Origin of the sequence: Synechococcus sp. R8-2, from assembly GCF_047461715.1 — a bacterium.
Classification (GTDB): Bacteria; Cyanobacteriota; Cyanobacteriia; order Thermostichales; family Thermostichaceae; genus Thermostichus.
Map to the genome: position 1 here is coordinate 1 of NZ_JANSHQ010000309.1, position 3199 is coordinate 3199.

Below are 3199 nucleotides of genomic sequence, written 5' to 3' on the forward strand. Positions count from 1 at the left end.
AGCGGGACGGAGTCCTTTCGCGGGGCGGAGCCCTTTCGCTGGGCTCGAATCGGCTTGCGGGCACAGAAGCGGGATACCCCCTGCACCTGCTCCAGGCGAATTTGGGGCGGCGAGCGCCGTTGCAAGGTTTGCGCCTCCGGGGAGTCTGCCGCAATTAGGCGGCCTTGGTGCAGGTAGGTGGGGCTGACCCAGTGGAGATTGGGATGGTTGCCCGCCAGCAGCCAACGGCAGTGGGAGCACTTGCCGCAAGGGATCCCGGAGCTGGATTCGCACAAGAGGGCCTGGGCAAACCAACGGGCCATCAGCTTCCGCCCCACCCCTTGGGGGCCCAAGAAGCAGTAGCTGGAAGTCACCCGCCCCTTCTCCAGGGCCGCCACAAGCAGTCGTGCCGCCATCTCCTGCCCGACAATGTGCTGTGGAGGCAAGACCTTCATCCGCTTGACGGTCTCGGCGCTCGGACGGAGTTCTGGCATATCTCAGCATCCGCTGGCAGAAGCTGGCAGGAAATGTTTGCGAAAATACTGCAGCGTCTCCGGTCGCAATAACCCCCGCTCCACCAAGGGATCCCCCCAGTGGGGCGAAGATTCATCCATCGGCGGCAAGGACTCCAGCACTTCAGCAGCCAACAAGTCGGCAGCCTTGAGGAACTCTCCCACCGTGCGGCACCCCGACAAACGGGCAGAATACCCCCCATCCGCAAAGAACTTGATCGTGGTTGCCTTCAGGCCGGTACACTCGCCGATGACCGCAGTCAGCTTGCCCCCTGATTGTTGCCAGCGGCTGAGGATGTCTTGGATCTGGGGCCGATCCAGCAAGCCCGCTGCCTGCAAGTTTTGGAACAGATGCCTGGCCCAGGGGGTGAGTTCCGCCAGCAAAGGATCCGTCGGCGTGTCCTCAGGATTGGCGGGAAGCTCCCCGGCATCGGTCGCAGGTTCCTCCAGTCTCCTCGTAAGGACTGTGTTTCGCTCACGCGAACGTGCTGGCTCATCTTTGGCGGTTGAGCCAGAGAAGTTGGCTGCTCTCAACTGGGCTTGGGCTGCTTCGGCGATCAGCTTTTGCTGTTCGTAACTCACCTGCAGCAGACGGTTGCGATTCTGCTCAATCTTGAGGTTCTCCTGTAAAGTCTCCAAGCTCTGTCGGTAGGCCGCTAGCAGCTCTCGCGCATCTCGCAGTTCCACCGTCAAGTTGGCCTGCTGCTGTTGAAGGGCGCTGAGGCGGGATCCCATCGTTTTCAGTTGTTGTTGAGCTTGCTCCAAGGCTTCTTGGCGGGCTTGCAGGGATCCCTCCAGTTGGACAATGCGCTGGTCGGCCTCGGCCCGTTCTGCCCTGAGCTGGTGGATCAGGGCTTGGCTCTGCTGCAGTTGCTCCTCCAGTTGAGCAAGGTGCGCTTCGTAGTCACGGTTGGCTGCCATCAGCTGTGCTATTTCCGCTTGCAGTTGTTGTAGCTGCGCCTGTAAGCTTTCCACCTGCTCTGGGGGAACATAGCCGGAAAGCCGCGCCATTTGGGCCTCGTGCTCTTGCTGTAGCTGGGCGTAGCGCTCTTGCCACATCTGCAAAGAGGCCCTCAGCTCCAAAATCTGTTGCTCTAAAGCGGCAACCTGCTCTGGCCAGAAGGAGTCCAGATGCCGGGATGGGGCAGCTTCTGGCTCTGCAGCTTGCTGGGCAAGTTGGGCCTGCAGCTGATCCCGCTCCGATCGGAGCTGCTGGATTTGATGAAGCGCTGCCTCCAATTGGGCGCGTAGGTCAGCCACAACGCTGCTGGGCACCGAGTCCAACTGGCGTTTCTGCAGAATCTGGATTTGCTCTTGCAACTGCTCCAGTTCCGACTGATAGCAATCTCGCTGGGTTTGCAACTGCCGCTGCGCCCTTTGCTCAGCAGCGCGGGCAAGAGCCAGCTCCGTTTCTAGACGTTGCAGTTGTTCCCGCCAAACCCGCAAATCCTGCTGCAGCGTAGCCTGGTGCTGGAGCTCCGCCTGCTGGAGACGAATGGTGGCTTCCAGTTTTTGAATGCGCTGCTGATACTGGTTTTGAAAATCGGCAATCTGCTGGTTCATGTTGGCCAGGATCCGATCCCATTCCTGTTCCTGGAGCTCGATTTGTAGCCGCAAGGCTTCCACTTGCTTGCGGTAGTCGGCCAAGGTGGCCGGTTGAGGCTCATCGGCAAAGGGATCCGAGGCTGCCGCGGCTAATGTTCCAGGGATGGAATCTCCCCCAGCCGCAGATTCAAGACTCGGCGGCTGAACCGTACTCTCTCTCCTGGCCTCTTCGGGTGCAGGCCAATCCTGAGCTGGGTCTTCTCGGCCAGGAGTTGCCGCTCTTTGGGGGGTAAGCTGAACCTCGGGTACGGGATCCTTAGCCAAAAAAGGCTGCAGTGCTTCCCACGCATTGGGGGAAGCCATCCGTTGCAGTTGCACCTGAACATCCAAGGCGCGATCCAAAATGGCTGGCTGTACCCAGCCTTTCCAGGTGAGAATCTCCCCCAATTTCCGCCCGTAGCGACGCTGTTGGGCCAGAGCAACCCGCAACTGCTCAAAATCCAAGTGGCCCAGTGCCACCAAAATCTCTCCCAGAGAAAGAGACTGGCTGGGCAGGAAGCGGTAGAGAGCGGCTGGGGTGAGCCAGCCGTGCTCGAGACACACTTCTCCCAACTTGAGGTGGTTTTGCTGTTGCTCTCGCAGGGCCTGAGCCAACTGGGATTGGGAAATTAGCCCTGCCCGCAGCAGACGCTGTCCCAGCGGCAAGCTCGACTCAGCCTCACCGTCAGCAGCACCCCGCCCCTCCAGAAAGGGGAATGGGGTAGAGCCACTCTGGGAGGAAGAGGAGCGCGGAGGCATCAATAAAGTTCCCAGTTTAGGACTGTGTTGTTGCTGTACTTTAGCTCATCGCCCCTCAGGATAAAGCACAAAGAGATGCCAACGCCACATTGACCAGAAAACTGGGTTACAAGCCCCGCCCTTTATGACGGCTTCTTGATACAGTAACTGCGAACTCCGCCAGCTTGTTCGCCTGCGGCGGCACTGAGTGCTTCGTGGTGCAGTACCTCTTACTAGAGGGACATTAGAGGGACAAAGTATCTGGGAGTCTCTTCCCAGTAATTAGGGCGGCGGCATCCCTCTTCGTGCATAGGGATGGAGCAGTACAGCCTGTTAAGGAATCAAGGGGCACAGTAGCAACACCTAGCAAACCAACTTCGGAAGCA

1 protein-coding gene and 1 pseudogene are annotated in these 3199 nt (G+C 59.3%); both read right to left on the reverse strand.

The window, feature by feature from the left end; translation table 11 throughout:
* Positions 1 to 473: pseudogene (locus NW819_RS08020) on the reverse strand (hypothetical protein); the annotation flags it as partial.
* A gap of 3 nt (positions 474 to 476) precedes the next feature.
* Entirely contained in the window at positions 477 to 2834 is a 2358-nt protein-coding gene (locus NW819_RS08025) for a hypothetical protein (RefSeq protein WP_414413439.1), read from the reverse strand.
* Positions 2835 to 3199: the final 365 nt, after the last annotated feature.

Excerpts from the sequence above, each read along its gene's own strand:
- NW819_RS08025 (WP_414413439.1), bottom strand. The coding sequence starts at position 2,834 with ATGCCTCCGCGCTCCTCTTCCTCCCAGAGTGGCTCTACCCCATTCCCC.